Here is a 26,844-nt window from a genome sequence, read left to right on the forward strand (position 1 = left end):
AGTCGATGAGCGCCTCACTGCCACGCCCAGCTCGCTGGGTGGCCTCTGCCTTCAGCATCATGGCAGGCCTCTGCCTGCTGGCTCTCGTGCTGCTGACCGTCGCTGACGTCGTCAGCCGCAACGTCCAGGGTCGTTCCATCCTGGGCACGGTGGAGATCTCCACCGTGCTGCTGGTGGCCGTCGCCTTCCTGGGACTCGGCGCTGCCGAGATCACCGGCAAGCACGTGTCAGTGAGCCTCATCGAAGCGCGACTTCCGCGGCTGGGTCGGCTGGCGCTCTCGGTGCTGCGCGTTCTGCTGCTGGCGGGCGTCGGCTCGCTGCTGATCCTCGGGCTGAGCGAGGTATACCTCGGGGCGGTGCAGCGAGGCGAGACCACCAACGGTGTGCTTGGCCTTGCCACCGCCCCGTGGAAGCTGATCTTGGTGATCTCGTTCCTCGTGTTCTTCATCCTCGCGCTCTGGCGAGAATTGCACCAGTTCCTCGCCCTGCGCGCAGCCCGTCCCGAGAGTGGAGTGAAGGCATGACGACCGAAACGATCGTGGCACTGATCGTCGTCCTGATCGCCTTCCTCGGCCTGTTGGCGATCCGCCTTCACGTGGGGCTTTCGTTGATGATCGCCGGCGCGCTGGGCATCGTGATGCTGCTCAGCACCGATGCGGCGCTCAGCACGGTGGCGAATCAGCCGTACTCCACGGCGGCGAGCTACACGTTGACCGTGATTCCGCTGTTCATCCTGATGGGCGTCTTCGCGGTCCACGCGAGACTTGCCGAGGCGGGGTTCGACGCCGCCACTCGGGCGTTGGTGAAGGTCCCCGGTGGACCTGCCCTGGCATCGCTGACTGGGTCGGGGTTCTTCGCGGCCGTGACCGGGTCGAGTGTGGCCACAGTGGCGACCATGGCGCGGGTCTCAACGGATGCGATCCTCAAGGCCGGATACGGGATCCGTCTTGCCGCAGGTGTGGTGTGTGCCGGCGGCACCCTGGGCGTGCTGATTCCGCCATCGATCATTCTGGTGCTCTACGCGGTGGTCACCGGTGTCAGCATCGGGCCGATGCTGCTGGCAGGCATCGGACCAGGACTGTTGACGATCCTGGCCTATGCCGTCACCATCGTGCTGCTCGTGCTGATCGGTCGTCGACGGCAGAAACGCACTCAGACGGGAGTCTCCACCTCGGATGCGCGAGGACTCGACCTCGGCAGCGATACTTCTGAGGTCACCGGCCCGGGTGCCGCTGGTCTCCCGGCCTCCCCCGCAGCACGTCCGGAGAAGCCGAATTTCGACGTCATGGGGCTGTTGTTCCTGGCGGTCATCTTCCTGGTCTCGATCGGCACCATCTATATGGGTGTCGCCACTCCTACCGAAGCGGCATCCTTCGGCGCCATGGCTGCTCTGCTGATCCTGTTGATCCGGACCCGTCCGCCCAAATGGCTCAGCGTGGTCCGGGATTCACTCACCGAAGCGGTGGGGCTGACGGCGATGACCTTCCTGCTGATGGTCGGAGCAGGCGTCTTCACCTACTTCCTGGCCTTCTCAGGTGTCAGCCGAGCCCTTGTGGACACTGTGGTGGACGCGGACATGTCCCCCTACGTGGTCCTGATCTGCTGCCTGTTGCTGCTGCTGCCGCTCGGCATGTTCCTGGACGGGGTCTCGATGATCCTCATCGCAGCCCCGTTGCTGCACCCGATCCTCAGCGCCTACGGGTTCGAAGAGATCTGGATCGGCATCCTGGTGGTCAAGGTGGCAGAGATGGCGCTCATCACGCCGCCGGTGGGCATGAACGCCTTCGTGTACTCAGGCTCGGTGCCCGAGGCGGGACTGGGCACGATCTTCCGTGGCATCGCCCCGTTCATCATCGCTGACGTGGTGGTGGTCGCTGTGCTGATCATGGTGCCGGAGATCGTGACCTTCCTGCCGGAGTATTCCGCCGCAGAGTGAGGAGTGGGCGGGTGACTATCCGCTCATATGACCTACGGTGAGTGAAGCTTCCGTAGACTGGATCGATGAGATTGGGAGCGATTCCGGGGGCGACGCCGGATAAGTGGGTGACGCGCTGGAGAGAGCGCTACCCCGACTTCACGCTGCGCGTGGAGCGCTTCGACGAGGCTGGCCAGCTGGAGCGGGTCCGCGCCGGCACCGTCGACGTCGGCTACATCCGGTTCCCGGAGGGTGCAGCGGCCGGAATCGGCGAGGATCTGCACCGAGTCTGGCTCTACCGGGAGGCCCCGGTGGTCTGTGCCTCCCGGGATCACTGGGTCGCAGCCGCTGAATCCTCGGTGACCTGGGAGGAGATCGCGTCGGAGCCGTTCCTCGATCCGGCAGAGCTGCGCGCCCAGATCTCCGCGCCGGGGGAGGATCAGTCAGCGACCGAGCACCCCGAGCTCGACCGTGACCCTGACGCTGCTCCGGTCCCGCCCTCGGAAGGTGCTGAGCCAGACCCCGCAGCGCAGCTGGATCCGGTGCACACGCCCAAGCGCGGGGTCGATCTGGCGGCGGGCGAGCGGATGGCGCTGGAGATCGTCGCCGCGGGCACCGGTCTGGTGATCCTGCCGAGCTCGGTGGCGCGGATGTTGAGCCGCCGGGACATCGTGATCCGAGAGGTTCAGGGCGTCCCGGGCTATGACGTGGGCCTGGCCTGGCTTCGGGAGGCCGATGGCCCGGTGATCCAGGAGTTCATCGGGGTGGCGCGCGGGCGAAAGCCTGGCAGCGGGCGCAACGAGATCAGCCCCGCCTCCGAGACCAGGTCGGCCTCGAAGGCGTCGACATCGGACTCCAGGTCGAAGACAGACCCGAAGTCGAAGTCCGGTGCTAGGCGGGGAGCTGCTGGCGCAGCGCCTCGGCGCTCGCGGTCGGGTCCGAAGCCTGGGTCACGGCGCGGACAACCACCACGCGGTCGGCGCCGGCCGCGGTGACCTCACCGATGTTGCTGGCATCGATCCCGCCGATGGCGAAGAAGGTCTTCCGGCTTCCCAGCCGCGCCGCCTGTGCCGGCAGCTCCAGACCGACGGCGGCCCGTCCTGGTTTCGTAGGTGTCTCCCAGATCGGTCCGGTGCAGTAATAGTCCAGGCCGATGTCAGAATCCGCCTCCCGCACCTGCTCGATGGTCTGACAGGAGCGTCCGATCACGACGTCGTCGCCCAGGACCAGCCGAGCCTCTTGCGTGCTCAGATCCTCCTGGCCGACGTGGAAGACATCGACCCCCGTGATCAGCGCGACGTCGGCCCGATCATTGGCCGCCGAGAGCCCACCGTACTCATCTGCCACCTGGCGCAGCAGGACCAAGGCGGCGATCTCGGTCTGGACGGTCACCTGCTTATCGCGGACCTGAATGATGTCCACACCGCCGGTGTAGCACGCCACATAGAACTCGCGCAGCGCGTCGAAGTCGAGCTCATCCACCGGACCCGCCTCGGGGCGCGTGACGAAGCGCTGCAGGTCTGTGCACACGTAGAGACGCGAGCCAGACAGGCGCTCCCGCCGCATACGACCCAGATGTTTCGGGTGCGGGGTGTGTGCCATGGTGTCATTCTCAGTCATGCCTCCTACATTAGGGCACCCCTGCAGCGCCGTGCCTGCTTCCGTGCCGGAACCCGGAGAGGTGAAGCTCAGAGCCTCGGTATGCCTGAGTCCGCACTGGCGGCCCCGGGCACGCAGAAGCGGCCAGGACCTCTCGGGTCCTGACCGCTTCGTCGTGATAGATCTGGCCCGGGGCCGGTCAGGGGAGCGTTCGGCTCAGGCCTGTGCCACCAGCGTCAGGAACGCGTGGTTGAAGTCCTCGAGGTCGTCGGGGGTCCGTGAGGTCACCAGGCCGTCGCTGACGACGGCGGACTCGTCCACCCATTCCGCTCCGGAGTTGGTCAGGTCTGTCTTCAGGGACGGGAAGCTGGTGACCCGGCGACCCTTGACCTGGTCGATCTCGGTGAGGATCCACGGGCCGTGGCAGATTGCGGCCACCGGCTTCTTCGCCTCGAAGAACGCCGAGACGAAGCGCTGGGCGGCTTCGTCGATCCGCAGGCTGTCCGCGTTCAGGGTGCCGCCGGGCAGGATCAGCCCGTCGAAGTCCCCGGCGGAGGCGTCGCTCAGCTGGACATCGACGTCGAAGTGCTCCGAGTGCGTCCAGTCGCCCTCCATCGCCTGCAGCGACTGCTCGTTGGGGGAGACGATGCTGGGGGTCCCGCCGGCCGCCTTGATGGCGGCGATCGGCTCGCTGAGCTCAGGCAGCTCCACGCCGTCGGTGACCAGCAGAGCGATGTTCTTCCCGGTGATCTGGGGGGTGTTCTCAGCCATGATGATGCTCCTTGTGATCGAAGGTCAGGTCAGGCCCGTCAGGGTCATCTGCTCCTGTGGAATATAGTGCGCAGCGCTGATCGGTCCCAGGATGCTTCCTGTGCGCGCGCTGAAAATCAACTGCGATCTTGCTGATGGGCACACTGGATGCACCGGCGAAACGCGGGGTCAGAGGACCTGGGAGGCCTGGTCGAACTCGAACCGCTCGCCGCGCGGGTACTGGGCGGCCTCGTCGCTGCTGGGGCCGTGTCCCAGGTTGAGCACCATCAGGGTCTTCCAACCGGTCTCAGCGTGGACCTCGGTGTCCACGCCCTCGGGGTCGAGTCCTCCCATCGGACCGACGTCGAGCCCGACCGCTCGCAGCGCCAGGATGAAATACCCGGCCTGCAGGTAGGCGTTGTCGCGGCCCATCTTTTCGCGGAATTCGACCCGTGGGGCGAACTTCTCCCGGAGCCCGTCCATCTGCGGGTACAGCGTGGGCATGTGCTCGTGCCAGTTCGGGTCATAGGCGAGCACCACGCTGATCGGTGCGGCGGAGGTCTTCTCCCCGTTGTCGCCTTTGAGATGTCCGACGACGGCGTCGCGCCGTTCCCCGGGTTCCAGCACCGTCAGGCGCATCGGCTGGCAGTTCATGGAGGTCGGGGCCCAGCGGGCGTCCTCGTAGGCCTGCTGGATCAGCTCCAGGTCCACGGTCCCTTCCGAGAAGAGGTGCGTGGTATGGCGACCCTCGAAGAGTTGGTGTATGGTCTGGCGGTCCACTGGTGCAGTCACCGTGGGCATGGGGACTCCTCGTGCTTGTCGATGTGCGCGTGCAGATGCCGCGTGCGGCTTCACTGAACAGCAACGTCGAGGCCTGCGCAGTTCTTCCCCGGAGCCTGTGTACTATGAGCCCATGTCACGCCAGACCACCGGCGCCGGGGCAGTTCCCTCCGGTCCCGACGAGGTCACGCTTGTCGCTCGCGCCCAGGACGGTGACCTGGTGGCATTCGAGCAGCTCGTGGACCGTTATGAATCCCGACTGCTCGGACTCTGCATCCGCATGCTGCGTCATCGCGCCGACGCTGAGGACATCGTTCAGGACACGTTCCTCACGGCCTGGCGCCGACTGGACACACTCGATGAGCCCTCAGCGTTCAAGGCCTGGGTCTTCCGGCTTGCCAGCAATGGCTGCCTGGATCTCCTGAGGCGTCGTCGCTCGCGCGGAACCGAGGCTGTTGATCCTGCTGACATGGTGGAAGAATCAGCGGCAGGTCCCTCGGTGGAGGAGCGGGCGGAGACCTCCGCCGCGGTGCGGGAGCTTGATCGAGTGCTGGTCACCCTCTCCCCGGAGCAGCGGATCGCCTGGCTGCTCCACGAGATCGAGGGCCAGTCCTACGCCGAGATCGCCGAGGTGCTGGGCGTGACCGAAGGGAGCGTGCGAGGACGGATTCATCGCGCACGCCTGGCCATCGTCGAGGGAATGAAAGGATGGGCATGACACAGCCGCCCTCAGACCCGCGCGAACCCGCAGAGAAAGATGTCTTCGATGACATCAGCGAGGCGCAGGCCCTGGAGAGCTATGACCGGCTGCGCACCGTGGTCGATGACTACCGTCGCACCGAGACCGCCGCCGGCGAGGAGCTCACCGGGTTGAAGGCTCGCATCATGAGCATCGTCGAGGACGAGGCAGCTCGAGGGCCCAGCACGTCCTTGTACTCCTCCGCTGGTCTTCCCTACGCCATGACCACCGCCTCACTGCGTGCTCAGGTCCGCGCCGCGGTGGACGCGGAACCTGGTCTGCGCGCCCGCAGGGTCAAGGTCCTCTCGGAGAGCGCGCCGGGCGCCCCGCTCGACCTGCGAGTCACCTTCACGATGTCTGCCGGACAGTCGCTGATCGAGTTCGCTCCGCGGCTGCGAGCTCGAATCGCAGAACGGATCGAGCTGATCATCGGCGTGCGAGCCGGGTATGTGGACCTGGTCGTAGAGGACATCCACGATGAGTGACATCAGCAGCGGCGCCCCGCAGGACGGTGGCGCATCCCAGGACAGTGCTGGGCACAGTGACCGCTCAGCCTTGGAAGCCGCGGTCGTGGAGTCGGTCTCCTCCGTCCCGGGAGTGGCGCGCCTGGTGCCGAGCTTCCGGCAGGTGCTCACCGCCGCCGCGCAGCGACTGCTCAAAGCCGACGCGACGCCCGCCACCGGGGTGGACATCGTCAGGGAGCCCGCCGGCGTCGTCGTCTACGTCGACCTCTACACCGACGGCAGCCGCCCTGCCGGTGTCGTGGTCGATGATGTCAACGCCGCGATCCAGGCGCTGATGCATCAGGAGCTGCCCGCGGGTGCGGAGGCAGTGCAGGTCAGGGTGCGCGTGATGGGTGTCTCCGATGCCCGCTGAGGGCGCTGCCACCGCTGCTGGCTCAGCAACCGGGAGCGCTCCGAGTCCGCTGGTCACCGATCGGGGCGTCACCACGGTCGAGGAGATCGTGGTGCGCAAGCTTGCTGGACTTGCCGCCCGCCAGGTGCCCGGGGTCCACGCCCTGGGCAGCGCCGCACGTCGGTCCTTCGATGCGCTCTCCGAGCGGATTCCGGGCTCTCGCACGCAGGCTGGCGGCGGGGTCGCAGTGGAGACCGGTCAGCGGCAGGCGGCCGTGGATCTGATCGTCATCGTCGACTATGGGGCCCCGATCGTCGAGGTCGCCGGGAAGATCCGCCGCGAGGTGGTCCGAGCGGTGGAACATGGCACCGGGCTTCAGGTCGTCGAGGTCAACATCACGGTCGCCGACGTCCACATCCCCGGTGACGAGGACCCGCCCGGGGAAGTCGACCGGGCGCTGCGCTGAACGCCCGGACCCCTGACGCTGCTCCAGGCTGAATGTCGCGGGCCAGGTCCGTCCGGGTGTGCGCGCGAACTCGGCGCACCTGGTAACCTCGAAGCCTGGCCGGAACAGGCCAGATGCGGGCGTAGCTTAATGGCAAAGCTTCTGCTTCCCAAGCAGACGACGCGGGTTCGATTCCCGTCGCCCGCTCTGTGAACACCAGGGCGAACACCGCAGTGATCGGTGCCGGCGTGATCGGTCTGCTGACCGCCTGGCAGCTGCGTCTGACCGGTTCTGACGTCACCGTCATCTCTCCGAGCATCGCCCAGGACGCCTCCTGGGCCGCCGCCGGCATGCTCGCCCCGATCAGTGAGGTCCAATACGGTCAGGACGATCTCTGGCCGATCATGACCGCGTCCCGTGCGGAGTACCCGCAGTTCCTCGCCACGCTCTCCCGCGCCACTGACGTGCCCACCGGCTATCGCGGGAACGGCACGCTGCTCATCGCCGCCGACCGCTCCGACCGTGACGCCGTGGCCGAGCTGGCAGTGCTCCAGCGCGAGCACGGCATGGAGGTCACCGCACTGACCAGCTCCACGTTGCGCCGTCGTGAGCCGGGCCTCGCCCCGGGGCTCTCCAAGGGATGGGATGTCCCCAGCGATCACCAGATCGATCCGCGCCAGCTCGTCGCCGCCGCCCGCGCCGCCCTTGAGGCGGAGCTGGACGCGCAGCAGTTCCCCGAGGCCGGAGCCCCGGTCCGATGGCTCACCGCCACGGTCACCGCCGTCGAGGAGTCCGCTGTCGAGGAGTCCGCTGCCGCAGCCCCGCCCGGGGAGCGCGGAAGACCGGCGCGGCGCTTCAGCGTCACCACCGACGACGGCGCGGCGCACCGCTTCGACTCCGTGCTGCTCATCCCCGGGCTCGGCTACCCCGAGATCACCGGGCTTCCAGAGACCTGCCCGCTGGATCTGCGTCCGATCCACGGGGATGTGCTGCGCCTGCAGGTCACCCCGGCCCAGCTGATGCCCGGGGAGTCCCACATCCTGGACGCGACGGTCCGAGCGAAGGTGAACGGCCGCTCCGTCTACCTGGTCCCGCGCGCCGACGGCGGACTGGTGATCGGCGCCTCCTCCCGGGAGGACGGTCTCACCGGCACCCACGCCGGATCCGTCCAAGAGCTGCTCACCGACGCCGTCGCCGTGCTCCCAGGGGTCAAGGACATGGAGCTCACCGAGGTCACCACCCGCGCCCGCCCCGGCACCCCTGACGAGCGGCCCTACCTGGGACAGCTGCGCCCGGGACTGGTGGTCTCCACCGGGTACTCCCGGCACGGAATCCTGCTCGCCCCGCTGGCCGCCAGGCTCGGTGCCGCGCTGCTGCACGCTGCTCCTCAGGATCTCGCGCCCCAGGATCCCGAGCCCCAGGATCTCGCGCTGCAGGATCCCGAGCCCCAGGATCCCGCGCTGCAGGATTCCGAACTGCAGAGCCCAGGGCCGTCAGAGCCGTCAGAGCCGCTAGAGTCGACCGGCGACCGGGCCGCCAGGCTCAGCGCTCAGGACCGCCAGCTGCTGGCGAGCATGCGGCTCACCCGGCACCAGGACTGACTCACTAGACTGGTCCCGGCCCGCACTCGCTGGCCCGAGGCCTGCACCGGACCAGGAACACACCTGGCCCACGCCGTGTTGTGCCAAGACCACCCGCACCAGATGACGTGGAGAACCATGCTCACCGTCCGCATCAATGAAGAACACGTGAAGCTGCCCGAGCAGGCCACGGTGGTGGACGCCGTCGCGCAGACCACCGGGCGCGCCCTGAACCCCGACGGAACCCCCGCCGACGGCGGCAGGCTCGGCGTCGCCGTCGCGATCGGCGCCGCCGTCGTCCCGCGCAGCCGCTGGGCCGCGACCACCCTGACCGGGGGCGAAGAGATCGAGATCGTCACCGCCGTGCAAGGCGGCTGAGAAGAGAGCCTCATGACCACACCATCGCCCGCAGCAGATCTGCCCGCCCTCGAGATCGCCGGCTACACCCTGGCCAACCGCTTGATCATGGGCACCGGCGGCATCACCGACCTCGATGCGCTCGAACGCGCCCTGCTGGCCTCGGGAACCACGTTGACCACGGTCGCGATGCGCCGATACAGCCCGGAGACCAAGACCTCGGTGTTCTCCATGCTGCAGCGGCTCGGGATCGACATCCTGCCCAACACGGCAGGCTGCTACACGGTCAAGGACACGGTGCTCACCGCCGAGCTGGCCCGCGAGGCGCTGGAGACCGACCTGATCAAGGTGGAGGTCATCGCCGATGAGCACACGCTGCTCCCCGATGTGATCGAGACCCTGGAGGCCACCGAGCAGCTGGCCGACCGCGGTTTCATCCCGATGGTCTACACCTCCGATGACCCGGCCGTCGCGCTGCGCCTGGAACAGGCCGGCGCCGCGGCGGTGATGCCGCTGGGGGCGCCCATCGGCACCGGTCTGGGCATCCTGAACCGGCACAACATCGAGCTGATCACCTCCCGGGCCAGCATCCCGGTGGTCCTGGACGCCGGGATCGGCAGCGCCTCCGAGGCCGCACTGGCCATGGAGCTCGGCTGCGACGCCGTCCTGGTCGCCTCCGCGGTGACCCGCGCGCAGCGCCCCACCGAGATGGCCACCGCGATGCGGCTGGCCGTGCACGCCGGCTACCTCTCCGCCCGCTCCGGCCGGATCCCGCGGCGCGAGCACGCCCAGGCCTCCTCCGCCTTTGACGGCCGGATCTCCCCGATCGACGAACTCACCTGAGGAAGCTGCCACGATGAATGATCTCTCCCAGTTCTCCCGCACCCAGATGGAACGGTTCCAGCGGCACTTCTCCCTCGACGGCTTCGGCATCGAGGCCCAGGCGAAGCTGCTGAACTCCCGGGTGGTGGTCATCGGCGCCGGGGGTCTCGGCGCACCGATCCTGACCTACCTGGCCGCCGCCGGGGTCGGCACCATCGAGGTGATCGACCACGACGTCGTCGACCGCTCCAACCTGCACCGCCAGGTGATCCACTCCGAGACCAGCATCGGTGAGCCCAAGACTGCCTCCGCCGCTGCGGCGATGCGCGGACTCCACCCCGAGGTGGTCATCCACGAACACCGGGAACCGATCACCGCCGCCAACGCCTTGGAACACATCGCCGAGGCGGACATCGTGGTGGACGGCTCGGACAACTTCGCGACCCGCTACGTGGTCGCCGATGCCTGCGAGATCGCGGGAAAGCCCATGGTCTCCGGCTCGATCCTGCGCTTCGCCGGGCAGGTCAGCCTGTTCTGGGCCGGACACGGACCCACCTACCGCGACCTCTACCCCGAAGCCCCCGACGCCGGGGAGGTCCCCACCTGCGCCCAGGCCGGCGTGCTCGGCGTGCTGCCCGGGGTGATCGGCTCGATCATGGCCACCGAGACCATCAAGTTCCTCACCGGGATCGGTCGCAGCCTGCTGGGACGGGTGCTGATCTATGACGCGCTGGACGCCAGCTTCCGCGAGGTCAGCCTGCACCCGGACCCGGATCGAGTCCCGGTGACCAGCATCGGCGCCGACGTCGCCGGACTGGGCGGGTTCAGCCCCGAGGCTCCCGCGGCTGCACCGCACCCTGCGGATGAAACGTCACCGGCGGCCGAACCGCACCCGGTCCCGGAATCCGGCCCGGACGCCGTCGAGGACCTCGACTTCAACCCCTTCACCGGGGACCCCAAGCTGGCCGATGAGCTCACACCCCGGGAGCTCCGGACCCTCATGGAGGCTGGGCGCATCGGAGGCATAGTGGACGTCCGGGAGCCCTGGGAGCACCAGCTGGGCACCATCGAAGGTGCGGTGAACATCCCGCTGGGGACTCTGCACCAGGACGACGCCGGGGTCGCCGGTCTCGACGCCGGCGCGGAGAAGCCCGTGGTGCTCTACTGCAAGGTCGGGGTCCGCTCCCGGCAGGCGCTGGAAGTGCTGCGCCAGCGCCACCCGCAGGCGCAGCTGCGCAACCTCATCGGAGGCTACGAACTTTATAAACAGCTCTGAGCCTCGCGGGGTGCGGTAGTTTAGTGGGGTGAGTGCATACCTGGCGGTCATCGGTGAATGCTTGGTAGATGTCGTCCATTCGGAGACATCTGCCCCCAAGGCGCACGTCGGGGGATCGCCGTTCAACGTCGCGGTCGGGCTCGCCCGGCTGGAGCACGACGTGGTCTTCGCCGGTCGCCGCGGGGACGATGACTACGGACGGATGATCGCGCGCAGTCTGCGCGCCCAGGGCATCACCGCCCTGCTCGACGCCGACGCCTCCCCGACCTCCGTCGCTCGGGCCACCCTGGACCCCACCGGGCAGGCCAGCTACGAGTTCACCCTGGACTGGACGCTTCCCAGCGCCGCCGAACTGGAGCAGAAGTTCTGCGACCTGGCCCGGGAGGCGAAGCCCGACGCCGCGGCAGAGGCTGCCCCCGAGTCCGGCCCGCTGGAGCACCTGCACACCGGGTCGATCGGGGCCATGCTCCAGCCCGGCGCCGAGACGGTCAAGGGCGTGCTGGACCGGGCACGGACGGTCGCGACCATCTCCTATGACCCGAACTACCGCCCCACGCTGGTGCCCAACCGCGAGGAGGCCCGCCGCCAGGCCGAGGAGTTCATCGCCCGGGCCGACGTCATCCAGGCCTCCACCGATGATCTGGACCTGCTCTACCCCGAGCGCAGCCACCGCGAGACCATGGAGGCCTGGCTCGAGATGGGCCCCGCCCTGGTCACCGTGACCCGCGGACCCTCAGGGGCTATGGGACTGACCCGGGCAGGTTTCGCCGAGCAGGAGGCCTTTTCCATCGAAGTGGCCGACACGGTCGGCGCCGGAGACTCCTTCATGGCCGCCACGCTCTCCACGCTGCGCGGGATGCACCTGCTCGGCGCCTCACGACGAGCCGCGCTGCGCGAGATCAGCACCGAACAGCTGGGCACCGTGCTGCGCACCGCCGCGCGCGCCGCCGCGATCAACTCCTCGCGATTCGGCGCCCAGCCGCCCACCGCAGAGGAGCTCACCCAGGCCCTCGAGAGCTGAGCCGATGACCGAGCTCTCCTCCCGCGCCCCCGTCCCTTCGCTCGCCGCAGGCCCGGTCCACCTGATCGCCAGCGATATCGACGGGACCATCCTCAGCTACACCCACACCCACTCCGGCTCCGTCTCGACCCGCACCGTCGACGCCTTCCAGGCGGCCCAGGCGGCCGGGGTCCAGGTCGTGCTGGTCACCGGCAGGCCGGTGCGCTGGCTCAAGCACATCAGCCAGACCCTCGGCGCCCTGGGCACCGTGATCGCCTCCAACGGTGCGGTGATCTATGACCTCGCCGCGGACCGGCTGATCCACGAGTCCGCGCTGAACGCCGAGGCGCTGTTCAGCGTGAAGGACATGATCGCCCAGATCGATCCGCAAGCCTCCTTCGCCGCAGAGACCCTGCAGCACCTGCACATGGAGGAGCCCTTCATCGCCGGCTCGCTGTTCTTCGAGGAGGACCGCCGCCGGGCCGCCGGCGTCACGGAGGAGGACCTGCGTCTCGGGCCCCTGGATGAGACCCTGGAACGTGACGGGCTCACCGACGCGGCGCAGACCCCGGGCAGCGATGTCACCAGCGCCCATGTCACCGACCGGGTGGTCAAACTGCTGTGCAAGACCGACACCATGGCCCCGGATGAGTTCCTCGGCCGGGTCCAGGAAAAGGTCGGCGACCTGCTCACCGTCACGCACTCGGCACCGGGGATCAGTCTGCTGGAGCTCTCCGCCCCCGGGGTGAACAAGGCCGCCGGCCTGGCCCGCTACGCCGCGTCCCTGGAGATCGAGCGGGAACGCGTGATCGCCTTCGGGGACATGCCCAATGACATCGAGATGCTGCGCTGGGCCGGGACCTCCTGGGCCGTCGGATCCGCCCATCCGCTGGCCCGTACGGCCGCGAACCACACCGCAGCCTCCTGCGACGAGGACGGCGTCGCGCAGGTGATCGAGAAGCTGCTCGCCGGGGAGCTCTAGATGACCCGGCCCTACCGTAGGCACCCCTACCGGGACGTGGCGTACCTGCTGAACACCCGCCCGGGCCCGCTGCACCACCGGCCTCTGGCCTTCGCCCACCGAGGCGCGGATCCGCGCCGGGAGAACACCATGGGCGCCTTCCGCCGGGCGGTGGAGCTGGGATACCGCTACCTCGAGGTCGACGTGCGCACCTGCGCCGACGGGACCCTGGTGGTCTTCCACGACGAAGAGCTTGATCGCACCACCACCGGCAGCGGCCCCGTGAGCGAGAAGACCTGGGAAGAGCTCGCCGGGCTGCGCGTCGGCGCCGAAGACGAGCTGGCCGAACCGATGGTGCGCTTCGAGGAGCTGCTGAGCGCCTTCGAAGACGTGCACCTCAACGTGGACCTCAAGGACGCGGCCGCGGTGGGAGAGTTCGTGCGGCTCATCGAGAAGCATCAGGCGCATGACCGGGTGCTCGCCGCGAGCTTCAACGATGCCCGCCGGCACCACGTGCAGAGTCGGCTCACCCGGCCGATCGCGACCTCGGGCGCCTCACCGAGATCGACTGTGTCCAGGTCCCGATCTCCCAGGGCAGGCTTCGCGTCGTGACGCCACGCTTCGTGCAGCGCTGTCACCGGGCGGGGCTGCAGGTCCACGTGTGGGTGGTGGACGATCCCCGTCAGATGCACGAGCTGCTGGACATGGGAGTGGACGGTCTGATGACCGACGACGCCGAGGCGCTCGCCGAGGTCATGCGAGAACGCTCCGTCTGGCCGCAGCGCTGAGCCGGGCGAGGAAGTCGTGACCGCCCGGGGTGCTCAGTCCCGGGGTGCTGAGTCCCGAGGACTGCGATTGTGGGGGGTCGTGAAGCTGCTGCTGGGCGGGGTGAGCGTCGGCTCCGCCCTCGAGCTCCTCGGGGTCCCGGCAGGGATGCTGATCGGAAGCATCATCGGATCGGCGTTGGTCAACCAACCCTGGACCCGCCGGATGAAACCGACGCGACTGCCGATCCTGGCACGCCAGATCGGTCTGGTCACCGTCGGTCTCGCCGCAGGGGTCCTGCTCACCGTGGATTCGCTGCTGAACACCGCGGCGATCGCCCTGCCCGTCGTGCTGGCCTATCTGGGTCTGACCGCGCTGAACCTGATCTTCATCACGGTGCTGATGTCGCGCTACCAGGTGGACCCGGTCACCGCAGTGCTGGCGGTGACTCCGGGAGGGCTCGCCGAGGTGACCTCGATCGCGATCGACAAGGGCGCGCAGGTCGCGGTGGTGCTCAGCGTCCACGCGGTCCGGCTCTTCTCCCTGGTGCTGGTGATCCTGCCGATCCTGCTGCTGGTGCTCTCATGAGGACGGTGACCCGATGACGGAGCTGCCCGCACTGCTCGCGGTGATCGCCGGGTCCGCCGCCGCCGCGCTGATCTTCCGCGGCTGTCGGATCCCGCTGTGGCCGATCACCGGCGGTCTGGTGGGAGCCGCTGCCGTGAACCTCGGTTTCGGCCTGGCGGTGCAGGTCCCGGATCTGATCGTGCTCTTCGCCCAGCTGCTGGTGGGCACGGCCATTGGCGCCACGATCGCCCCGGACACCTTCGCCCAGTTCAGACGCTTCCTCGCCCCCGGCACCCTGGCCGTCGCGGCCGTCCTCGCGGCGGGTGTGCTCTTCGGTTGGATGTTCGCGGTGCTAGGCATCCTCGACCCGGCGGAGGCGATGCTCTCGCTGATGCCAGGCGGTGTGGGGGAGATGGTGACCGCCGGGGTGGCACTGGGCCATGACGGCGCGGTGATCATCGGTGCTCATATGGTGCGGCTCTTCACCGTGCTGCTCAGCCTTCCCCTGGTGCTCTGGGCCGCCGTGCGGATCCAGCGACGCTGGGTCACCGGGCAGGACGGGCCCGAGCCGGACCCGTCCTAACCCACCGGTTCAGATGTCCTGGCGACTGCGCTTGCGCACCGCGGCACGCACGGTGAACGCCAGCACCAGGGCCAGCAGACCGTAGATGAACAAGGTGATCGGACTGTCGATCAGTGCCGCGTAGTCGCCGTCGGAGGACAGCAGGGCGTCTCGGATGGAGGTCTCGGCCAGGGGCCCCAGCACCATGCCGATCATCAGCGGGGCCAGGGGATAGCCGTAGCGTCGCATCCCGAAGCCGAGCACGCCGATGCCCAGCAGCAGCAGCAGGTCGAAGACCCGCCCCGAGGTGGCGAAGACCCCCAGCCCGCAGAACAAGGTGATGCCGGCGTAGAGATAGGGCTGCGGGATCAGCAGCAGCTTCGACCACAGCTGCGCGAAGGGCAGGTTGATGATCAGCAGCACCACCATGGCGATGAAGAAGCTCGCCAGCAGCGCCCACACCAGATCGGGGTTGCGGTCGAAGAGCAGCGGCCCCGGCTGCAGGCCGTACTGCCGGAAGGCGGCGAGCATGATCGCCGCGGTCGCCGAGACCGGCAGCCCCAGGGCCAGCAGCGCCCCCATGGCCATGCCGGTGGTCGAGTTCCCGGCGGCCTCCGGGGCGGCCAGGCCGCGGATGGCGCCCTTGCCGAACATCGGGAACCTACGCCGCCGGTCCAGTCGGCGCTCCACGTCGTAGGCCATGAAGGTGGGCACCTCGGAGCCGCCTACCGGGATCACGCCGAACGGCAGCCCGATCGCGGTGCCGCGGCCCCAGGCAGGAGCCGCCTCCTTGAACTCCGCCCACTTCAGCCAGGGCCGCCCGGCGGACCGGGTCTTCAGGTCCCGACGATCCCGCTGCGCCCGCGAGGCCACGTAGAACACCTCGCCCAGCGCCAGGATCGCCACCGTCACGGTGATCAGAGAGATTCCCTCGAACAGCTGCGGAGCTCCCATGGTGAAGCGCTGGGTTCCGGTGACCGCGTCGATGCCCACGGTGGAGATGCCCAGGCCCAGCACCAGCGATGCCAGACCCTTGGGCACCGAGTCGGAGACCACCGAAGAGGTCGCGATGAACGCGAACACCGCCAGCGCGAAGTACTCGGCCGGCCCGAAGTAGCGGGAGAGCTCCGCCAAGGTGGGGGCGAAGAACACCACGATCGCCGAGGCGATGATCCCGCCGATGAACGCGCCGATGGCCGCCGTGGCCAGCGCCTGGGGTGCCCGCCCGTCCATGGCCATCCGGTGGCCCTCGAAGGTCGAGGCGATCGCGGAGGCCTGCCCCGGGGTGTTCATCAGGATCGCCATCGTCGAGTCGCCGAAGAGCCCACCGAAGTAGACCCCGGCGAAGAGGATGAACGCCGCCGTCGGGTCCAGGGCGAAGGTCATCGGCAGCAGCAGCGCCACCGCCATCGAGGAGCCCAGGCCGGGCATCACGCCCACGGCGGTGCCCAGCAGACACCCCACCACGACCCAGAGCAGATTCATGGGGGTCAGCGCACCGGCGAACCCCTCCATCAACAGTGACAGTGATTCCATCTCAGAAACCGCCTCCCAGGATGCCCGAGGGCAGGTTCAGACCCAGCGCGACCCCGAAGGCCAGGTACACCACGGAGCTCATGAACAGCCCCACCAGCACGTCGAAGAGCGGCCGGCGGGACCCGAAGCCGCGCGCGGCGCACCAGAACAGCAGCCCGCCGGCGAGGATCCAGCCCAGCCAGGGCAGCAGCACGGCGAAGGCGAGGAAGCCCCCGACCGTCCAGCCCAGCGCTGTGAAGTCGGAGTGGAACCGCCAGGACCGCCCGGACGCGTTCTCTGGGTGCTCAGGGTGCCGCAGCACCCCCAGGGCGATGATCCCGGCCAGCACCAGTCCCAGCACCCCGAGGATGCCGGGGAAGAACTGCGGACCCGGGAAATCGGCGTCGCCGGCGTCCATTCTCGCCACCCCGATGAGGATGTAGAGGCTGAACCCGGCGATCACGGCGGGCATGATCAGCCCGGAGCGCCCGTACCAGAAGGTGCCTTCCCCGGCGGGGGCCGGGCCTGGCAGGTCGGACTTCTCGGCAGGCGCGCCGGAGCCGACCGAGGCCGAGGGCTCCTCGTGCGCCGCAGCGGACGCTGGCATCGAGCCGCTCACTGTTCCATCTCCTCGAACAGGCCGCCGATGCGCTCGGTCTCCTCGGCGATGTACTGATCCAGCTCCTCGCCCTGCAGGGGTGCCTCGCGCCAGTAGTTCCGTTCCACGGTGGCCTTCCATTCCGGGGTCTCAACGGCCTCGTCGATCACCTCGGTCAGGGCCTGGACCTCCTCGTCGGTGGCGCTGGGCGGGGCGAACAGCGCCCGCCAGTTGGTCAGGGTCACGTCGTAGCCCTCCTCGGCCAGGGTCGGGATGTCATCGACCCCGTCGAGGCGCTCCTCGGCGGCCACCCCGAGCACCCGCAGCCGGCCGGACTCGACCTGGGGGTACATATCAGCGAAGCCGCCCGCGGCGGCGACGGCGGTCCCGTTGAGCAGCGCCTGGATCGCTTCGCCGCCACCGTCGGAGGGGATGTAGGTGGTCTCGCTGGGCGCGATGTCCGAGACCAGAGCGATCTCGGTCATCACCAGCTGGTCGAAGGAGCCGCCGCCGGTCCACGGCGTGCCGCTGGGGTCCTGCTGCCACGCCTCGACCAGGTCTCCCATGGTCTCGTGGGGTGAATCGGCCGGAACCACGACGATGTCGTACTCCTCGAGCACCTTGGCCACCGGGGTGACGTCCTGGAGCCGGGAGGGGGTGTCGAACTGGATCTGGGCCGCGATCTGCCCGGTGCCGCCGACCATCAGGTTGTTCGCCTCGGGCAGCTGTGCGACGTTGCCGATGGCGATGGTGCCACCAGCCCCGGGCACGTTGATGACCTGGACGTTGCTGACCAGATCGTTGGTCTGCAGGCTCTGCTGCAGCTCCCGCTGGAAGGTGTCCCAGCCGCCGCCGGCCGCCGCCGGTGCGATCAGCGTCATGTTCCCGCGCACATCGGTGCCCCCGGAGGCGGACTGGATGGAGAAGAACGAGGCGGCCGCCACGCAGCCCACTGCGACGACGGCGAATGCTCCGGTGAGGATCTTCTTGGTGCGCGATGGCGGTGCGGCATCTGGTATGGCCTGCTGGGTCATCAGTTCCCTTCGGCGCCGATCAGCGTCACTGCGGATCGGACTCTCTCGTGTAGTGCGGCGCGCACCGGATCGTCAGTGACCGGTGTCACGCCATAGGGCGGTATCCTACACAGGTCGCGCAGCGCTCTTGCAGTCCCGAGGTCAGACTTCCACTTCGTGGTCGCTGCAGCGGATCGCGCGGATCTTCGACACCGCATTCGCGCCCTCTCAGACACCCCCTCGACCCACGCTTCGACCCCACCTTCGATCTCCAAGGAGCACCTGATGACCGTTCTCGTCGCCGGCACCGACACCGCCGAGGGGCAGGCCGCCTACGCCTACGCGCTCCAGGAGGCGGCGCGACGCGGTGAAGAGCTGCTCTACTTCGGGCTCAGCGGAGAGCAGCCCTCCCCGCAGACTGCCGCCGAGGCCGGAGTCCAGCAGAGCTACGCGCAGCCGGACGCGCGCGGCAAGGACGGCATCGGGGACCTCCTGGACACCGCCGAGCGCACCGGGGCCTCGGTGATCGTGGTCGGGATCCGGCAGCGCACCCCGGCGAGCAAGTTCATCATGGGCTCCGCGGCGCAGCAGATCATCCTGCAGGCCAACACCCCGGTGCTCTGCGTGAAACCCGGCATGAAACCCCGCTGAGCCTCACTCCCAGGACGGGTTCTGGGTGTCGATCTGCTCGACGACGGTCTGGACCGCGTCCAGCTCAGCCTGGCTGCGCCCATGTCCGGGGAGCACCTGCGCCCACCCGTCCACGGCGACGTCGCCGAAGTTATGGCCGTGGCTCGGCGGGACCGCCTCGCTGACCAGCATGTCCGCCACCAGGTGCGCGAAGGTGACCCCCGGGATCCAGCGCATCGAATCGCTGACGTCGGGGCCGCGGCCCCCGGCGGCTGAAGGCCCCTGGAGCCATTCCGGGGACCTCAGGATCACCGCAGGGTCCAACCAGGTGATCGGATCGGTGGCGTGCTGGAGGTAGCCCAGGCGCGGCTGTTGCCAGGCCCCGCCGAGCGCGGCGAAGTCACCGGGCTTGGACTGCCAGCGCACCTGCTCGCCCTCCCGGTAGACGGGCTGCCAGACCGGGCTGCCCGGGTCCCGGTTCGCCTGCAGGGTGGCCCAGGGCTCGGTGTTCGACGGAGGCCCGGTGAACAGGGCCGCGTCGGTGCGGGCCAGCAGGTCATCGAGGTCCTCGAAGCTGCCGGACATGCCCAGCGCCCCGAGGCTCAGCCCGTAGACCACCAGTCTGGGCCGCTCCGCCTCGGGCAGCTCCCGCCAGCGCTCGTGCACGGCCTCGAAGAGCGCCCGGCTGGAGTCTTCCGGGAGCTCGGGATCGAACAGGAAGGAGACCCAGCTGGGCTGGGTCGAGTACTGCATCGACGCGCTGGCGACGTCCCCGGCGTAGAGGTACTCCAGGGCCGCGATCGCCTGCGGCTCGAGCCAGCCCGAGCCGGTGGGTGTGGCCAGAAGCAGCACCTCGCGGTCGAACCCGCCGTGGCGCTCGAGCTCCGCCACGACCAGCTCGGCGCGGGCGTGGAGGTCCGCACCTTGGGAGAGTCCCGCGTAGACCCGCACCGGCTCCTGGGCAGCGGTCCCGGTCACGGCGCTGATCTGCGCCGCGCTGGGGCCACCGCCGGCGAAGGCTCGTCCCTGCCGGCCCAACCCGTCCCAGGCCAGAGCGGAGTCCGGGCCCCCGGAGCGGCCGGGGAGCACCGGGGCGGTGATGCCTTCGGGGGTCGCCGCATCACGGTCCTGATAGACCTCCGCGACGACGCCGAGCCCACCGCCGAGAAGTCCCAGGACCAGCGCCAGGACCGCCACCAGGCCGGTGGCATGTGAGGCCCAGCGGGCCTGCCGGAGGGATCCGCCGCGGCGAGCCACCTGAGCACCCGCCGCCTGCCGCAGCGCCCTGATCCCCCGGACGATGCCGAAGAGCAGCAGCAACGTGGTGAACATGCTGATCAGGAACGCGAGGTGTCCGGCGCCGTCGACCGGTTCCATCTCCACCAGTGCGCGGACCTCGTTCTGCCAGGACACCACGAGCGCCCCATAACCGAGCACATAGACCAAGAACCCCACCCCGATGGCAGCGGCCAGGCCCGCCGCGCGAAGCGGCGACCGGCTGCTCTGCGCAGCCGGGCTGGTCCCGGCAGGTGGATCCGTTGCCGCCCCGGAGGCTGACCGCCCACCGTGCACACGCCGGGCGAGGATCCGCGCTGCGGCACGCACCGCGAACCCGAGCTGGAAGCCGATCATGAACCACAGCCCCGCCATGACCCCCTGGAAGACCGTGGGGCGGGGCACCAGGGAGGGGGTCAGCGCGAGGGACGCCAGGGCCAGGGCAAGGATCAGGTTGATCAGGTGCGCTCGCAGAAACTCAGCGCCGCGCGCGGAGAACCCCGCCATGTCGTCCCGCCTCTCGTGAACCACCTCGGCGCGGCCCTGGACCAGGAGCTTCCAGCCCAGCAGGTCGATCCGTGAGCGAAGTCTAGGCCTGTCGGGCCCGTTGCGGCAGTGCCCGCTTCAACCCCGGTGAGCCTCACCCGCCCCGGGTCTGCTTCCTCTCACCCGGTCCTGATCTGGTCCTGCAGTATGAGGACCCGCCCAGGCACGGCTTCTAGACTGAGACGGTGAATCCTCCCGTCTCCGCCGTTGCCGCGCGCCTGCTCGCCCAGAGCAATCCGGTCTGGTCCTGGGCGCTCGGTGTCGCCGCAGTGGGACTGATGGTGGCGGCGCTGATGGTGCTCATCCAGGAGCCGCGGCCGAGGGGCCGGAGAGTCGCGATCTGGGCCCTGCTGATCTTTGCGCTGCCCATCCTGGGGCCTGCGACCTATCTGATCGTCGAGACCATCCGGTACCGAAGACAGCATGGCCGCCCAGAGAAGGGCCTGGTCGAGAAGTACGCGCCCGAAGAGGCGGCGCAGCGCCGCGCGCAGGCTCGGCGGGAAGCGGCCCGGCCGGAAGGCTCGTACTTCGAGGAGGGCCGCAGCGAGGAGGACCGGCGAGCGAGGGAACGAGGTGATGACCGTGGCGCCGCTGCTGACTGATACCCAGGAGGCCAAGACCCGCACCCGGCAGCGTCTGATCGATGCGCTGGTCAAGGTGCTTCCAGTGCTGGTGCTGCTGCTCCTGTCCCACTCCGGCGGCATACGCTCCTTCAACGAGATCGGGATCGAGGTCCCCTGGTACGCCGGGATCCTCATCGAGATCCTGTGCATCCTTCCGCTGGCGTTCTCGCGCACCAATCCCGGGGCCGCCGCCGGGTTCATGGCGGTCTTCTGCGCGGCGCAGCTGCTGATCGGCGCGGCACCGAGCGTCTCTGCCCTGGCGGTGCCGTTGATCCTCTATGCCTGCGCGAAATACGGCACTCCCCGCGTGTCTTGGAGCTATCTGGCAGTGGCCCTGCTCGGTGCGGCAGCCCTGGCGGCCTATGTCATGTACGTCGACATGTACTACATGCAGCAGTACGAGTACTACCGGGACTGGTCCGATTCGCTGGCCAGCGCGGCGCTCTTTGCAGGCTTCGCCGCTGCTGTGTCCCTGGTCTTCTGGCTGGCCGGGCACCTGGCGGGGCGCCGTCGTCGTGAGCTCGGCGCCATCTCCGAGCGCAACCAGCTGCTGATCCGGGAGCGGGACCAGGAGGCCCGACTGGCCGCCGATGCCGAGCGGATGCGGATCGCCCGAGAGATGCATGACGTGGTCTCTCATTCGATGTCGGTGATGATCGCCCAGGCCGACGGCGGCCGCTACGTCCTGGCGCAGAGCCCGGAGCGCGCCGAGCAGGCGTTCACCACGATCAGCCAGACCGGGCGGGAGGCGCTCACCGAGATGCGCCGGATGCTCGGGGTGCTGCGCGAGGAGGACGGTGCGCTGCAGAAGCGGCCGGCCCCCGGGGTCCAGGACCTGCCGCAGCTGATCGACGACGTCGCCGCCTCGGGGCTGCCGGTCCGGTTGCACATGCTCAGCGAATCCATCCCGCAGCTGCCCGAAGGGGTGGGGCTGGCGGCCTACCGGATCGTGCAGGAGGCGCTGACGAACACGCTGAAACACGCAGGCCCGCAGGCTCAGGCGGAGGTCTGGGTGGCGACGGCGGCGCAGCCTTCGCCGGCGCTGATGCTGGAGGTCCGCGACTCCGGCCGGGGCTCGGCCGCGACCGACGACGGCGCGGGCTCCGGGCTGCTCGGAATGACCGAGCGCGCCCGGCTCTACGGCGGCACCGTGACCACCCGCGCCCACGCCGGCGGCTTCGACGTGCTGGCCCGGTTCCCGCTGACCCGTGGAGCCGGTGAGGCGACAGCCAGAACCACTGCCGAGGCGGCGCCGCCGAACCGCACCGAGGAGACCCGATGACCGGCCCGGAACCGATCACGGTGCTGCTCGCCGATGACCAGGCGCTGCTGCGCGCCGGATTCGCCATGGTGATCGACTCCCAGTCGGATCTGAAGGTGGTGGAGCAGGCCGGCAACGGTCAGGATGCTGTGGCGGCCGCCGGCGCGCACCGCCCTGACGTGGTGCTCATGGACATCCGGATGCCGATCATGGACGGGCTGGAAGCCACCCGCAGGATCACCGAGGACCCGGCGCTCTCGAAGACCCGAGTGATCGTGCTGACCACCTTCGACACCGACGAGTACGCGCTGCAGGCGCTGCGCGCCGGCGCCTCCGGCTTCCTGCTCAAGGATGTGCTGCCGGAGTCCCTGCTGGAGGCGATCCGCACCGTCACCGCCGGTGGGGCCGTCATCGCCCCGACCACGACGCGCCGGCTCCTGGACGCCACGCTGCGGGAGCCGCACCACCGTCGCAGTCCCGACGCCGAGCAGCAGCTCCGGCTGGACCGGCTGACCAACCGGGAGCGGGAGATCCTGCTGGAACTCGCCACCGGGGACTCCAACACCGAGATCGCGCACCGGCTCTTCGTCTCCGAGGCCACGGTGAAGACCCACGTCGGGCAGGTGCTGGCCAAGCTGGAGGTCCGGGACCGGGTGCAGGCCGTGGTCTTCGCCTATGAGACCGGGCTGGTCGCCTGAGGTCATCCTGGCGGTGCCTCGTCACTGCTGGCGATGGTCCTCATCCTGCAGGATGAGACCCAGACCGGCCTGTGGTCCGATGTGGGAGCATACCGCTGGTTCCTAGTGTGGAGAGCATGATCACCACACTGACACCAGCCCTGCGCGCCAGGGCGCTGAAGAAGACCTACGGCTCCGAGGACGCGGCGGTCCACCCGCTGCGCGAGCTCTCCATCGAGTTCCCTGCCGCGAAGTTCACCGCGGTGATGGGCCCCTCCGGCTCCGGGAAGTCCACCCTGCTCCACGTGCTGGCCGGGCTGGACACCGCCGACGACGGCGAGGTGATCCTCTCCTCAGCGCGGGGGGAGACCACCCTGACCGGGCTCAGCGAGAAACAGCTGACCCGGGTCCGCCGCGAGAGCATCGGCTTCATCTTCCAGGCCTATAACCTGGTCCCGGCGATGACCGCGGAGGAGAACATCCTGCTGCCGATCAACCTGGGCGGCGGATCCGTGGACCAGGACTTCTACCGCCAGGTCATCGACCGGCTGGGACTTGGTGACCGGCTGGGACACCGTCCCTTCGAGCTCTCCGGCGGACAGCAGCAGCGCGTGGCCGTGGCCCGCGCCCTGGTGGGCCGACCCGCGGTGATCTTCGCCGACGAGCCCACCGGCAACCTGGACCAGAGCGCCGGGGCCGAGGTGCTGGGCCTGCTGCGCACCGCGGTGGATGAGTTCGGTCAGACCGTCATCATGGTCACCCATGATGCCAACGCCGCGGCACAGGCCGATCGCACCGTCCTCCTGGCGGACGGCCGGGTGGCCGGGACGCTGGAGAAGCCCACGCCCGAGCAGCTCGCCGCCGCCCTGATCGAGGCTGGACGATGAGCCGGAATCCGGTGCTGCAGGTGAATCTGCGCTCGGCCGGGAAGAAGCTGTTCGCGGCCGGCGCCGCCGTCGCCATCTCGGTGGCGTTCATCGTGGCGGGGATCCTGATGGTGGGCGCCTTCAACAGCAGCCTGACTCAGCAGCTCGAGGCTGAGGCCGCCGGAAGCGATCTGATCATCGAGACCGTCGGGCTCTCCGCCTGGGACGAGGAGACCGACGAGCCGCTCCGGGACGACGTGCCGCTCGCCGAGGCGATCGGAGAGCTCGACGGGGTCGCGATCGCCGATGCGATCGGATCCGGATACATCAGCGAGGTCGCCGCCGACGGCAGCGCCAGGACCGGCTTCCAGGTGGGTGAGCAGTCTCAGACCCGCGAGGGTGAGATCATCCAGGGTCGGGAGGCTCAGGCCGAGGATGAGATCGTGATCAGCTCCGCCGCGGTCGAGGGCCCAGGTCTCGAACTCGGCGACACCCTGAGCGCGCAGGACTTCGTCTACGCCGAGGATGCCCCGGAGGACGCAGAGCCCACGGTGGTGCAGGAGGACTACACCGTGGTCGGCGTGCTGGACACCCAGGGCTCGCCCCGCGGCTACCTCACTGCCGAGGGGATGGATCGGATGCCCTTCAGCCCCGGCCCGGAGGAGATCCGAGTGCAGCTCGACGCCGAGGGCGACGTCCTAGCGGTCCAGGCTCAGATCCAGGACCTCATCACCGAGCAGGCCGCGGGCCTGGATGAGGACCGAGCCGCCAGCCTCGCCGCGCTCGAGGCGCAGACCACCGAGGAGATCGTAGATGCTCGCATGGCCCAGCAGGCCGGGAGCGCCAGTCTGCTGGCCTACCTCGCCATCGGCTTCGGCAGCATCTCGGTCTTCGTCTCCGGGCTTGTCATCTCCAACACCTTCCAGGTGCTCGTCACCTCCCGAGTGCGCACGCTGGCTCTGCTGCGTGCCATCGGTGCCACCACCGGGCAGCTCAAGCGCGCCACCCTGCTCGAAGGCGGACTGCTGGGACTGCTCGGCGGTGCGGCCGGGGTCGTGCTGGGCGCCGGGGCGGCGCTGGGCTTCTCGGCCATCGCCCGCGCCAGCTTCGCTCCGGAGCTGCCGCTGGCCACCCCGACGCTGCTCGCCGCCCTGATCGGGCTCGGACTGGGCGCCACGGTCACCGTGCTCTCGGCCCTGCTGCCCGCGATCAAGGCCGGACGCGTCCCCCCGATGGCCGCGCTGCGCCCGGTCGGTCTGACCCCGGGAGCCCGACGGCCCTCAGCGGTGCGCATCGTGATCGGACTCATCCTCACGCTGGGAGGCTTCGCCGCAGTGCTGGCCGCCGCCCTGCTCGCCGCAGGGGAGAACGTCCCGCTGGGCCTGCCCGCACCGCTGGTCGGTGTCGCCGGCGCCATGATCGGCTTCTCGGGAGTGCTGGTCCTGGCCCGCCTGGTGGTGCCGCCTCTGGTGGCGCATGCCGGTGCGCTTCTGGGCAGGGTGCCCGGGCTGCGGGTCAACGCGCCGCTGGCCGGGCAGAACGCCCGGCAGGTGCCAGGCCGGACGACGGCGACCGCCTCGGCCCTGCTGGTCGGGGTCACCCTGGTGGGCACCATGATGGTGGGCGCCTCGACGGCGCAGACGGTGCTCTACGACGAGCTCGCCGAGAGCTACCCGGTGGAGGCGTCAGCCGCTGCTGTGGACGGCGAGCTGGCCGCGGACCTGACTGAGAGCGACCTCGTCGAGTCGTTCACCAGCGCCCAGGGTGCTGCGGCCACCGTGTCGGGGGAGCTTGGCAGCGCAGAGGGCCGAGTGGTCCTCGTGACGGAGGAGACCTTCTCCGGAGTGGCCCGCACCGAGGGCCTCGCCCCCGCAGTCGGGGAGGCGCTCGTTGCTCCACAGCTCAACGGCGAGGTCCTCTCCGGCGACGGCGCGGAGCTGGAACTCACCCCGCACGGCACGGGTTCCTCAGGTGCCGCAGAGCAGGCCATCACGGTGGAAGGCACCGTCACCTCATGGCTTCCAGGGGGCACGGTGCTGATCACCGAGAGAACCCTGGCCGAGGTCACCTCCGCGCACGACGGGTCCGCCTGGACATTCGAAGATGCGCAGGGCCTGACTCTGATCCGGTTGGCCCAGGGCGTCGGACCGGAGGAGTCCTATGGTCTGTCGGGGCTGCTGGGAGACCATGCCGAGGAGTTCAACGACGTCGGGGCGCTGATGCGAGCCAGCTTCGCCCAGGTCATCGACACCGTGCTGCTGATCGTGCTGGTCCTGCTCGGCGCCTCGGTGCTGGTCGCGGTGATCGGGGTCAGCAACACGCTCTCGCTCTCGGTGTTGGAGCGTCGTCGGGAGGCGGCCCTGCTGCGCGCTCTCGGCATGAATCGCCGCTCGGTGGGACAGATGATCAGCATCGAGGCGCTGCTGCTGGCTTCCGCTGCGCTGCTGATCGGCACGGTCCTCGCGGTGTTCCTCGGCTGGGCCGGTGTGGCCTCGATGGTCGCGCGGTCGGACTGGACCGTGATGGTCGATGTGCCATGGCTGCGACTGGCGATGCTCTGGGGAATCACGCTGCTGGCCGCCGCGCTCGCAGCGCTGCTCCCGGCACGGACGCTCTCTAAGGTGGAGCCCGCGGCGGGACTCAGCGAGGACTGAGCCGCCACCGCTCACGACCCGGGGCTCCGGTGCGGTGGGGGCGCAGCGCACTCGACACAGCAAGAGGGCGGGATCCGATCATCGGATCCCGCCCTCTCGAGGTCTTGCTCGGCTCAGTGGATCAGGTCAGCAGGATGACGATGATCACGATGAGCAGGATGCCGGTCAGGCTGATCGGAAGAATGCGTCCCATGGTTTTCTTGCCTTTCGATA

General features: G+C 69.2%; 30 protein-coding genes and 1 tRNA gene. 24 read left to right on the forward strand and 7 right to left on the reverse strand.

Annotated features, from left to right (window positions below; translation table 11 throughout):
• Positions 1–5: 5 nt before the first annotated feature.
• From HNR11_RS05025 to HNR11_RS05035, 3 genes are all read left to right on the forward strand, one after another.
• Positions 6–524: a TRAP transporter small permease subunit gene (locus HNR11_RS05025; RefSeq protein ID WP_179441390.1), complete on the forward strand. Its 519-nt coding sequence runs from the start codon at positions 6–8 to the stop codon at positions 522–524.
• Positions 521–1,936: a TRAP transporter large permease gene (locus HNR11_RS05030; RefSeq protein ID WP_179441391.1), complete on the forward strand. Its 1,416-nt coding sequence runs from the start codon at positions 521–523 to the stop codon at positions 1,934–1,936. Before HNR11_RS05025 ends, HNR11_RS05030 begins: the two co-directional genes overlap by 4 nt.
• A 65-nt stretch (positions 1,937–2,001) precedes the next feature.
• A complete protein-coding gene (locus HNR11_RS05035) occupies positions 2,002–2,910 on the forward strand; it encodes a LysR family transcriptional regulator substrate-binding protein (RefSeq protein WP_246310322.1) in 909 nt (302 codons plus the stop codon).
• On the opposite strand, the gene thiE is transcribed toward HNR11_RS05035, so the two are convergent.
• The 3 genes from thiE to HNR11_RS05050 form a co-directional block, all read right to left on the reverse strand.
• Positions 2,807–3,535 (reverse strand): thiamine phosphate synthase, encoded by a 729-nt coding sequence (gene thiE / locus HNR11_RS05040; protein WP_179441393.1) that lies wholly within the window; start codon positions 3,533–3,535, stop codon positions 2,807–2,809. The genes HNR11_RS05035 and thiE overlap by 104 nt on opposite strands.
• Before the next feature lie 195 nt (positions 3,536–3,730).
• Positions 3,731–4,285 carry a type 1 glutamine amidotransferase domain-containing protein gene (locus HNR11_RS05045; RefSeq protein ID WP_179441394.1) on the reverse strand — a complete coding sequence of 185 codons (555 nt, stop codon included), beginning with the start codon at positions 4,283–4,285 and terminating at the stop codon, positions 3,731–3,733.
• Positions 4,286–4,453: 168 nt separating this feature from the next.
• Complete coding sequence (locus HNR11_RS05050; RefSeq protein WP_179441395.1) at positions 4,454–5,065, reverse strand: malonic semialdehyde reductase; 612 nt, start codon at positions 5,063–5,065, stop codon at positions 4,454–4,456.
• 112 nt (positions 5,066–5,177) lie between these two features.
• Between HNR11_RS05050 and HNR11_RS05055 the strand changes: the two genes are divergently transcribed.
• From HNR11_RS05055 to HNR11_RS05120, 15 genes are all read left to right on the forward strand, one after another.
• A complete protein-coding gene (locus tag HNR11_RS05055) occupies positions 5,178–5,762 on the forward strand; it encodes an RNA polymerase sigma factor (protein WP_179441396.1) in 585 nt (194 codons plus the stop codon).
• The gene (locus HNR11_RS05060) at positions 5,759–6,268 is read left to right on the forward strand and encodes a hypothetical protein (RefSeq protein ID WP_179441397.1); all 510 of its coding nucleotides are present in this window, start codon (positions 5,759–5,761) and stop codon (positions 6,266–6,268) included. The genes HNR11_RS05055 and HNR11_RS05060 overlap by 4 nt, the downstream gene beginning before the upstream one ends.
• Entirely contained in the window at positions 6,261–6,659 is a 399-nt protein-coding gene (locus HNR11_RS05065) for a hypothetical protein (protein WP_179441398.1), read from the forward strand. Before HNR11_RS05060 ends, HNR11_RS05065 begins: the two co-directional genes overlap by 8 nt.
• Entirely contained in the window at positions 6,649–7,104 is a 456-nt protein-coding gene (locus HNR11_RS05070; RefSeq protein ID WP_179441399.1) for an Asp23/Gls24 family envelope stress response protein, read from the forward strand. The genes HNR11_RS05065 and HNR11_RS05070 overlap by 11 nt, the downstream gene beginning before the upstream one ends.
• A gap of 115 nt (positions 7,105–7,219) precedes the next feature.
• Positions 7,220–7,290: transfer RNA gene (locus HNR11_RS05075), tRNA-Gly, on the forward strand.
• A 2-nt stretch (positions 7,291–7,292) separates the two neighbouring features.
• Positions 7,293–8,684, forward strand: a complete 1,392-nt coding sequence (locus tag HNR11_RS05080; RefSeq protein ID WP_179441400.1) for an FAD-dependent oxidoreductase — start codon at positions 7,293–7,295, stop codon at positions 8,682–8,684.
• A gap of 117 nt (positions 8,685–8,801) precedes the next feature.
• Positions 8,802–9,041: a sulfur carrier protein ThiS gene (gene thiS / locus HNR11_RS05085; RefSeq protein WP_058887947.1), complete on the forward strand. Its 240-nt coding sequence runs from the start codon at positions 8,802–8,804 to the stop codon at positions 9,039–9,041.
• Positions 9,042–9,053: 12 nt separating this feature from the next.
• Positions 9,054–9,863, forward strand: a complete 810-nt coding sequence (locus HNR11_RS05090) for a thiazole synthase (RefSeq protein WP_179441401.1) — start codon at positions 9,054–9,056, stop codon at positions 9,861–9,863.
• 13 nt (positions 9,864–9,876) lie between these two features.
• Complete coding sequence (gene moeB / locus HNR11_RS05095) at positions 9,877–11,118, forward strand: molybdopterin-synthase adenylyltransferase MoeB (RefSeq protein ID WP_179441402.1); 1,242 nt, start codon at positions 9,877–9,879, stop codon at positions 11,116–11,118.
• Positions 11,119–11,146: 28 nt separating this feature from the next.
• Positions 11,147–12,139, forward strand: a complete 993-nt coding sequence (locus HNR11_RS05100) for a PfkB family carbohydrate kinase (RefSeq protein ID WP_179441403.1) — start codon at positions 11,147–11,149, stop codon at positions 12,137–12,139.
• A 4-nt stretch (positions 12,140–12,143) separates the two neighbouring features.
• Positions 12,144–13,100 carry an HAD family hydrolase gene (locus tag HNR11_RS05105; RefSeq protein WP_179441404.1) on the forward strand — a complete coding sequence of 319 codons (957 nt, stop codon included), beginning with the start codon at positions 12,144–12,146 and terminating at the stop codon, positions 13,098–13,100.
• A complete protein-coding gene (locus HNR11_RS05110) occupies positions 13,101–13,691 on the forward strand; it encodes a glycerophosphodiester phosphodiesterase (protein ID WP_343050591.1) in 591 nt (196 codons plus the stop codon). It begins immediately after the preceding gene.
• Positions 13,688–13,867 (forward strand): glycerophosphodiester phosphodiesterase family protein, encoded by a 180-nt coding sequence (locus HNR11_RS14250; protein ID WP_343050592.1) that lies wholly within the window; start codon positions 13,688–13,690, stop codon positions 13,865–13,867. Before HNR11_RS05110 ends, HNR11_RS14250 begins: the two co-directional genes overlap by 4 nt.
• Before the next feature lie 16 nt (positions 13,868–13,883).
• Positions 13,884–14,432, forward strand: coding sequence for an AbrB family transcriptional regulator (locus tag HNR11_RS05115; protein WP_343050593.1), 549 nt, complete (start codon positions 13,884–13,886; stop codon positions 14,430–14,432).
• Between the two features lie 13 nt (positions 14,433–14,445).
• Positions 14,446–14,994, forward strand: a complete 549-nt coding sequence (locus HNR11_RS05120) for an AbrB family transcriptional regulator (RefSeq protein WP_179441405.1) — start codon at positions 14,446–14,448, stop codon at positions 14,992–14,994.
• 9 nt (positions 14,995–15,003) lie between these two features.
• Here the strand turns inward: HNR11_RS05120 and tctA are convergent, their stop codons facing one another.
• The 3 genes from tctA to HNR11_RS05135 are packed head-to-tail and all read right to left on the reverse strand — an operon-like array spanning position 15,004 to position 18,120.
• Complete coding sequence (gene tctA / locus HNR11_RS05125) at positions 15,004–16,509, reverse strand: tripartite tricarboxylate transporter permease TctA (protein ID WP_179441406.1); 1,506 nt, start codon at positions 16,507–16,509, stop codon at positions 15,004–15,006.
• 1 nt (position 16,510) lies between these two features.
• On the reverse strand, positions 16,511–17,095 hold the full coding sequence (locus HNR11_RS05130) for a tripartite tricarboxylate transporter TctB family protein (protein ID WP_179441407.1): 585 nt from the start codon (positions 17,093–17,095) through the stop codon (positions 16,511–16,513).
• 8 nt (positions 17,096–17,103) lie between these two features.
• Positions 17,104–18,120, reverse strand: coding sequence for a tripartite tricarboxylate transporter substrate binding protein (locus tag HNR11_RS05135; RefSeq protein ID WP_179441408.1), 1,017 nt, complete (start codon positions 18,118–18,120; stop codon positions 17,104–17,106).
• 264 nt (positions 18,121–18,384) lie between these two features.
• On the opposite strand from HNR11_RS05135, the gene HNR11_RS05140 reads away from it, so the two are divergent.
• The gene (locus tag HNR11_RS05140) at positions 18,385–18,750 is read left to right on the forward strand and encodes a universal stress protein (protein WP_179441409.1); all 366 of its coding nucleotides are present in this window, start codon (positions 18,385–18,387) and stop codon (positions 18,748–18,750) included.
• A gap of 3 nt (positions 18,751–18,753) precedes the next feature.
• Here HNR11_RS05140 and HNR11_RS05145 read toward each other — a convergent pair whose 3' ends face one another.
• Positions 18,754–20,511: an alpha/beta-hydrolase family protein gene (locus HNR11_RS05145; protein WP_179441410.1), complete on the reverse strand. Its 1,758-nt coding sequence runs from the start codon at positions 20,509–20,511 to the stop codon at positions 18,754–18,756.
• Positions 20,512–20,735: 224 nt separating this feature from the next.
• On the opposite strand from HNR11_RS05145, the gene HNR11_RS05150 reads away from it, so the two are divergent.
• The 5 genes from HNR11_RS05150 to HNR11_RS05170 all read left to right on the forward strand — a co-directional run bounded on the left by HNR11_RS05150 (position 20,736) and on the right by HNR11_RS05170 (position 26,631).
• The gene (locus HNR11_RS05150; RefSeq protein ID WP_179441411.1) at positions 20,736–21,152 is read left to right on the forward strand and encodes a PLDc N-terminal domain-containing protein; all 417 of its coding nucleotides are present in this window, start codon (positions 20,736–20,738) and stop codon (positions 21,150–21,152) included.
• The gene (locus HNR11_RS05155) at positions 21,127–22,455 is read left to right on the forward strand and encodes a sensor histidine kinase (RefSeq protein WP_179441412.1); all 1,329 of its coding nucleotides are present in this window, start codon (positions 21,127–21,129) and stop codon (positions 22,453–22,455) included. The genes HNR11_RS05150 and HNR11_RS05155 overlap by 26 nt, the downstream gene beginning before the upstream one ends.
• The gene (locus HNR11_RS05160; RefSeq protein ID WP_179441413.1) at positions 22,452–23,132 is read left to right on the forward strand and encodes a response regulator; all 681 of its coding nucleotides are present in this window, start codon (positions 22,452–22,454) and stop codon (positions 23,130–23,132) included. Before HNR11_RS05155 ends, HNR11_RS05160 begins: the two co-directional genes overlap by 4 nt.
• Positions 23,133–23,248: 116 nt before the next feature.
• Entirely contained in the window at positions 23,249–23,998 is a 750-nt protein-coding gene (locus tag HNR11_RS05165; RefSeq protein ID WP_179441414.1) for an ABC transporter ATP-binding protein, read from the forward strand.
• On the forward strand, positions 23,995–26,631 hold the full coding sequence (locus HNR11_RS05170; protein WP_179441415.1) for an FtsX-like permease family protein: 2,637 nt from the start codon (positions 23,995–23,997) through the stop codon (positions 26,629–26,631). The genes HNR11_RS05165 and HNR11_RS05170 overlap by 4 nt, the downstream gene beginning before the upstream one ends.
• Positions 26,632–26,844: the final 213 nt, after the last annotated feature.

This window comes from Nesterenkonia sandarakina (assembly GCF_013410215.1).
GTDB lineage: Bacteria > Actinomycetota > Actinomycetes > Actinomycetales > Micrococcaceae > Nesterenkonia > Nesterenkonia sandarakina.